6 protein-coding genes are annotated in these 6,281 nt (G+C 70.2%); 2 read left to right on the top strand and 4 right to left on the bottom strand.

Translation table 11 applies throughout. The features are described from left to right. Nucleotides 1-3,046, bottom strand: a 3,046-nt coding sequence (locus tag VB777_RS12595) for an exodeoxyribonuclease V subunit gamma (RefSeq protein WP_323249371.1), incomplete at its 3' end; no start/stop codon positions are given. 12 nt (nt 3,047-3,058) lie between these two features. Further along, complete coding sequence (locus VB777_RS12590) at nt 3,059-3,739, bottom strand: metallophosphoesterase (RefSeq protein ID WP_323249369.1); 681 nt, start codon at nt 3,737-3,739, stop codon at nt 3,059-3,061. A 133-nt stretch (nt 3,740-3,872) separates the two neighbouring features. Here VB777_RS12590 and VB777_RS12585 point away from each other — a divergent pair, with 133 nt between their 5' ends. Next, entirely contained in the window at nt 3,873-4,211 is a 339-nt protein-coding gene (locus VB777_RS12585) for a hypothetical protein (RefSeq protein ID WP_322757409.1), read from the top strand. Between the two features lie 31 nt (nt 4,212-4,242). Here the strand turns inward: VB777_RS12585 and VB777_RS12580 are convergent, their stop codons facing one another. Next, nucleotides 4,243-4,563 carry an MgPME-cyclase complex family protein gene (locus VB777_RS12580; protein ID WP_323249367.1) on the bottom strand — a complete coding sequence of 107 codons (321 nt, stop codon included), beginning with the start codon at nt 4,561-4,563 and terminating at the stop codon, nt 4,243-4,245. Then, complete coding sequence (locus tag VB777_RS12575; protein WP_197154019.1) at nt 4,560-5,309, bottom strand: pyridoxine 5'-phosphate synthase; 750 nt, start codon at nt 5,307-5,309, stop codon at nt 4,560-4,562. The genes VB777_RS12580 and VB777_RS12575 overlap by 4 nt, the downstream gene beginning before the upstream one ends. Nucleotides 5,310-5,538: 229 nt before the next feature. Between VB777_RS12575 and VB777_RS12570 the strand changes: the two genes are divergently transcribed. After that, nucleotides 5,539-6,246 carry a lysophospholipid acyltransferase family protein gene (locus tag VB777_RS12570; protein WP_231598282.1) on the top strand — a complete coding sequence of 236 codons (708 nt, stop codon included), beginning with the start codon at nt 5,539-5,541 and terminating at the stop codon, nt 6,244-6,246. Nucleotides 6,247-6,281: the final 35 nt, after the last annotated feature.

The following is a 6,281-nucleotide window of genomic DNA, read 5'->3' as shown; positions in this document are numbered from 1 at the left end:
GCAGGGCCTGGCGCGGGCCGGCGCCGGCGGCGCAGGCCAGCAGCAGCTCCAGCCAAAGCTGCAGCCGCTGGCGGCAGCGGGGGGTGGCGGTGTGGACCAGCACCAGCTGGTCGCCGCGCCAGCTCAGATCGCCGCAGAGATCCTGATGGCGCAGCGTCTCCTGACGCGGCTCCCCCAGCCCGGCCAGGCAGGTGTGCAGCGAGGTCCAGCGCTGATCGAGTCCACTGCTCTCCAGCAGGCCGGCGGCACCGGGCGGCAGCACCCCCTGGCCCCGCTGTCGCCGCGGCCAGTCGGGAGGCGGTGGAGGTTCCGGTGCTGGGTGTTCCGTGCCAGCCAAGGTGTCGACTGCCAACCGGTCCAGTTCCTGGCGCAGCAGTCGGGCCCGCTGGAATTCGTCGAGGCTGAGATCTTCAAGATCATCGACCCGGCGGGCCCATTCGCGCGGCCGCAGCCCCAGGCTCTCGAGCCAGCAGTCCTGCGGGGCCTGCAGCCAGGCGAGCAGGTCAGCAAAGGCTTCGCCGGCGGCAGAAGGCTTGGTCTTGTCGGTGGCGCTGACGGAGAGCTGGTCGCGGCCGGGGGCGGCCAGGGCCGCGGGCGGTTCACTGCGCTGCTCCTCCAGCAGCCGGCGCGCCTGCAGCAACCGGCGGTCGCTGCAGGGGGCGGGACGATCGCCTTGAGGCAGAAAGTTGCGCCGCTCCAGGGGATTGGCGCAGTGGTTCCAGCGCAGCCGGTCCACGGCCTCCTCTCCCAGCTCCTGCTCCAGCAAGGCCAACCACTGGCGCACCGGCGTCGAGGGGCTGAGGGCTTCGCCGCTGCGTTGATCGCGGCTGCTCCAGGTGATCAGCAGATGCTGGCGGGCCGAGAGCAGGCTTTCGAGCAGCACGTAGCGATCCTGATCGGCGGGGCTGGGATCACCCAGCTGCCGTTGGCGCTCCATCAGGTGAAAGCCGGGCCGCTCGACCTGGCGCGGGAACTGACCGGTATCCAGCCCCATCAGCACAATCACCCGATGGGGAATCGCCCGCATCGGCTCCAGGGCGCTGATCGTCAGCGCCCCACTGCGGTGGCCGAAGCGGCCGCTGTCGGCACTGAGCTGCTCGCCCAGCACCTCCGCCACCACGGTGGCATCGAGGATCAGCGCACTGGAGCCGGCCACACGCAGCCAGTCGGCGATCGCCCCCTGAATCAGCGGCAGCTCCCAGGCCCGTTCGCCACCGGCTCCGAACAGCTCCTCCAGCAGCTGGCGCAGCACGGGTGCCCAGGCCGCCGGGGTGCGGCCCTGGCCCAGCAGCCCCAGCCAGCGGCGCAGGTCCTGGAGGAACAGCAGCCAGCGGGTCTGCTGTTCCAGGCTCCCAGCCAGCGGCAGGGGGGAGCACTCCGCCGGAGCCAGCCCCGGCTCCGCTGGCAGCACCAACCCCAGCAGCAGCCGGTCGATCGCCCAGCCGAGGCTGTGGGTGGGGTCGCCAGCACGGCTGTCGCCGTCGAGGCCCCAGCGGAAGCCGGCCCGTTGCAACAGCGTCGTGATGGCGCCCGCCTCGCTGGCGGGGATGCGCCGGTTCTCCAGCAGTGGCGAGCAGCCCAGCAGACCCTCGAACCCTGAGGCGGTAAGCCGTTCTCCGCCGAGCGCCAGAAGGCCCAGCAGCCCCTGGGCGATGCCGGCCTCGCTCTGCTGGCTGCGGTCGGTGAGGCGCCATGGCAGCGCCACGCCGGTGGCGTCGGTGTCACCGAACACCGCGGCCACCAATGGCGCGAAGGCCTCCACCTGGGGAGTCATCACCAGGATGTCGCGCGGGGCGAGACCGGGATCGGCCGCCATCAGTTGCAGCAGCCGATCCCGCACGATCTGCACCTGCCGCAACGGCCCCGGACAGGCGTGGAACTCCAGGGAGCGATCGCCCGGCGGAAGGCAGAGTGGTTCGGCGGCCTCCGGCTCCACCAGCTGCTGCTGCCATTGCTCCAGCAGCGTGGCGGCGCGTGGCGCCTGGACAGCAGAGCCGTGGCGGGCCATGGTTGCAGCGCCCAGGAACAGATCCTGTTCCTCCCAGGCACCCAGCTGGGTCTCCCCTGATCCCTCCAGCAGCTGCTGAAATTCGGCGCCCAGCCGCCCGAAGCGGGCTTCCAGGCGCGGCGCCTCCAGCAGCCAGTCTTCCCCAAGGGGGAGCTGGGCCAGGCCCCCATCACCCCGCCGTTTCCAGAGCTCACGGCAGGGGGTGAGCAGGTAGATCTCCACATCCAGAACCCCCGAGAGGGCCTGCAGCAGCTCCACCTGAACGGGCGCCATGCTGCTCAGCCCGAACAGCCGCAGGGGCCTGTCGGGTCTCAGGGTCGTTGGCAGAGCTCCATCGGGCCACGGCTCGCCAGGCAACCGGTCGGCAGACCACTCCCGTAACCGTTCGATCGCCTGGCCCACCCGCAGACCGAACGGCGGCACCGACAGATGCTCGGCCAGCTCCACCAGCAAGAGGGGCTGCCACCGCTGTGCCGCACTCAGTTCCCGGCCGCGGCCGTCCACCGCCCGGCCCTCGATCCAGGCCCCCACCATCGCCGGCCGGTAGAGGGTGTAGTCGTCGAAGGCGTCGGCGATGCTGCGGCCCAGCTGCCAGAGCGACCGGTCGAGGGTCTCTGGCCGGCCGCTGCCATGACCTCGTTCGTCCAGCCAGCGGCGCAGGGGCAGGGCCTCCGGCCGCTCGATCAGGGCCGGAAGCCGCTCCAGCAGCGGCCAGACCAGCTGGCTGGCACGCCAGGGATCGGCTGCGACCGGCGCTGGGGCGGCCTGGTCAGAAGGGGTGTAGACGCTGGTGTGGTCATCGGCGTTCAACAGGCTCTCCACCAGCTGGCGCAGATGGCTGCCGGGAAAGGGAAAGCGCAGGTTGGCGGCGATGCCCCCCAGCCCAATCGCGAGCTGTTCCCCCAGCCAGCGGCTGGTGGGCCAGGTGTTCACCAGGATCTCGACACGCTCGAACGGTCCGGGCGGATGCGCCAGCAGCTGGGCGGCCAGCAGCTGGGCCAGTACCTCGGCCCGGTTGCTGCGATAGAGCGTCAGCACGGTGGTCTGCCCTTAGAAGCGGCCGCCCGCCAGTGCTTCCGGGTAGGGCATGCCGGGCGGCAGTGGGCAGAGATCCAGACCGTTTCTGAGACCCGGCACCGCCCTGTGGCGACCGGTTTCGGGGCAGTAGGCGGTGAGTTCGCCGCCGTAGCAGGCGGCCGTGTCGATCATCACGATGCCGTTGAGGCGCCGCAGCTCTGGCCCTGGGGTGTGGCCCACCACCACCTCGCCGAAGCGGCCGTCGTAGGCCTGCCAGAAGGGCAGGCGGATGCGCAGGTCGGGCGTCCAGTCCACCGGATCGAAGCCGGCGTGGGTGGCGGCCCAGCCCTGCCCCCAATACACCAGCGGCAGGCTGGCCAGGCGATCACGCCAGATGCGGCAGAGGCCATCGCCCAGCTGGCGGTAGGTGTCGCAACCGGCCAGGGCCTGCTGGCCGAACCAGTGGCCCTGGTCGAGGGCCTCGAGCAGCGCCTGCTCGTGGTTGCCCCGCAGCCAGACGGCCCGGCCCCTCAGCACCAGCTGCCACACCATCCGCATGGTGCGCTCGATCTGGGGGCCGCGGTTGATCACGTCGCCACAGAACACCAGCCGATCGTCAGGTGGCAGCGCTCCGATCAGCCCCTGCAGAGCATCAGCACAGCCATGGACGTCCCCGATGACCCAATGGCGTGGGGGACGTGAAAAGGGCGTCATCGATCGGATGCGTTAGTCAGAGTCTTGCCCCGGGCCGGTCGGATTGTCATCTTTTCTCTCCTGGCCATGCAGCGCAGAGGGCGCCATCGTTCGCTGAGATCGCTGATACGGTGCGGCCTGGAGCTGCGATGGGATGGATCCGAAAACTCTGCCGCCGAGTCAGCGGGTCAAGCTTCTCGTCTCGGCCCTGAATGGCGCCAAGCGCACCAACGAGGCCCTGGCCCGCTGCAGCGATGGCGAGGCCATGCTCGATGTGCTGCTGGATGCCTCGGCGAAGCTCGGCCTTGGCCTCAGCCGCGACGACCTGATGAACACTCCGCCGATCCGCGACTGGATCTGGTGGAAGAACAAGGAAGCGCCGCTCACGATCGGCGACAGCAAGCCCCGCTACCAGCAGGATGGTGGCCAGGGGCGACCCGCCTCCGGATCGGAGGGGGAACCGGAACGCAAGCGCTTCCTGGGGTTGTTCTGAGGTCGAGGGCCCGGGCCGCGGCCATGCCCGTTCAGGCCAGGCTGGCCAGGGCCTCGGGGATGGACGCGCTGGGGGCCTCGAAGGATCCCTGGGCGACGAATTCCAGGCGCAGTTTCATGAAGGTGATGAACTTCTCATCGGTGGAGACCACCGCCGCGGCCGGGCGAGGCACGGTGGCGGCGATGGCCGCCAGTTCGGGCGCCTCGAGGAAGGCCGGCCGCTTCACCAGCCAGAAATCGATGGCGCGTCCCTTCTCGCCGTAGTTGCTCACCCGCTCGCGCAGCACTTCCTCAAGCGGCTCCTCGACGGTGAGGAAGGCTTCACTGGCGGCGACGAAGTGGTACGTGCTCATGGGTGGTGGCTGCCGAACAGGGGGTCGCGGCGGGGATTCTGAATCAGCGCCTTCATCTGCCGCACCGCCGTCTCCAGGCCCACCGCCAGGGCGCGGGCCACGATCGTGTGGCCGATGTTGAGTTCCTCCATGCCCTCGATCGCTGCCACCGGTTCGACGTTGCGGTAAGTGAGGCCGTGGCCGGCATTGACCCGCAGCCCCAGCTGGCGGGCGTGGGTGGTGGCCTCGATCAGGCGGGCCAGCTCCAGCGGTTGCTGCTCCCAGGGGGCTTCGGCGTAGGCGCCGGTATGGAGCTCCACCCAGCGGGCGCCGCTGGCGACGCAGGCCTGCAGTTGGGCCCCGTCCGGATCAACGAACAGGCTCACGCCGATGCCGTTGTCCTGCAGATGGCCCACCAGGGCGCGCAGCGGATCGATCTGGCCGGCCACGTCCAGCCCCCCTTCGGTGGTCACCTCCTGGCGCCGTTCCGGCACCAGGGTGACCATGTCCGGCCGCAGGCGCAGGGCGATCGCCTCCATCTCGGCGGTGGCCGCCATCTCCAGGTTGAGGCGGCTGCGCACGGTGGCGCGCAGCAGTTCCACGTCCCGGTCCTGGATGTGGCGCCGGTCTTCCCTCAGGTGCACGGTGATGCCATCGGCCCCGCCCAGCTCCGCCAGCAGGGCGTGGGTGACCGGATCGGGCTCGACCGTGCGACGGGCCTGGCGCACCTGGGCGATGTGATCGATGTTGACGCCGAGGCTGGCCATGAACAGGGAATGGGGGCGGGGGGCCGAGTTTATGAAGGGCCGCAGGCGTAACTGCCCGTGGCGCTGCCCGTGGCCGCGGCGGGCTTCTTAAGTTGAGTGCAGGCGACGTTTCGCGGTGATCGGCGGTTCGGTGTTGGCGCAGACCGAGAAGCCGTGCAGCGGCCATCCCTTCCATGCAGTGGAGTCCCACGGCTCGGACTGTTCATCAGAGCCGGCACCCTCTTCAAGCCTGGCTCTGCGCGGCGAGGGTGGCTCCCTGCGCGAGCGCGGCCTCTGCAACGGCATCAATCCCTGGCTGGCCCCGCTGGCCATGGTGCTTACCCAGGACGTGGCCCTGAAGGGTTTCTTCTCCCGACTGATCGTGCAGGGGGCCGAGCATTTGCCCCATCTGGGGCCGGTCTTGCTGGCTCCCACCCACCGGGCCCGCTGGGATGCGCTGATGCTGCCCTTTGCCGCCGGTCGACGCGTCACAGGCCGCGATTGCCGCTTCATGGTGACCATCGATGAAATGCGCGGGCTGCAGGGCTGGTTTCTGCACAGGCTCGGCTGCTTCCCGGTGAACCAGAGCCACCCCACCCTGGCCAGCTTGCGCTACCCCCTCGATCTGCTGGCCAACGGGGAGCAGCTGGTGGTGTTCCCCGAGGGGCGGATCCGTCGGGAGGACGGCCCGATCCGCCTGCACCAGGGGCTGGCCCGCCTGGCGCTGATGGCTGCCGGTCAGGGAGTGGATCCGGCGGTGGTACCGGTGGGCATCGCCTATGGGCACGCCGCGCCGCAACTCGGCGATCCGGCTGCCCTCCAGTTCGGCGAGCCGCTACGGGTGGAGGGGCAGGGCCGCGCCGCTGCCCTCTCGCTCACCCACCGCCTGGCCGACGCGATGCAAACAGCTGAGGAAGCGGCTCGTGCAGCGGTGGGGCGACCACTGCGGGTCTCATAAAGTCCCACCCAGTCATTGGCCGTCCCGTGCGCAGG

It is taken from the genome of Synechococcus sp. CCY9202, assembly GCF_034931685.1.
Taxonomy (GTDB): domain Bacteria; phylum Cyanobacteriota; class Cyanobacteriia; order PCC-6307; family Cyanobiaceae; genus CBW1002.
Note: the sequence above shows the minus strand (reverse complement) of the source record. Positions and strands in the feature narration are given on the sequence as shown.

What these genes read in the sequence shown, in the direction of transcription:
- VB777_RS12590 (WP_323249369.1), bottom strand. Translation starts at nt 3,739, where the DNA reads ATGACGCCCTTTTCACGTCCCCCACGCCATTGGGTCATCGGGGACGTC.
- VB777_RS12585 (WP_322757409.1), top strand. Translation starts at nt 3,873, where the DNA reads ATGGATCCGAAAACTCTGCCGCCGAGTCAGCGGGTCAAGCTTCTCGTC.
- VB777_RS12580 (WP_323249367.1), bottom strand. Translation starts at nt 4,563, where the DNA reads ATGAGCACGTACCACTTCGTCGCCGCCAGTGAAGCCTTCCTCACCGTC.
- VB777_RS12575 (WP_197154019.1), bottom strand. Translation starts at nt 5,309, where the DNA reads ATGGCCAGCCTCGGCGTCAACATCGATCACATCGCCCAGGTGCGCCAG.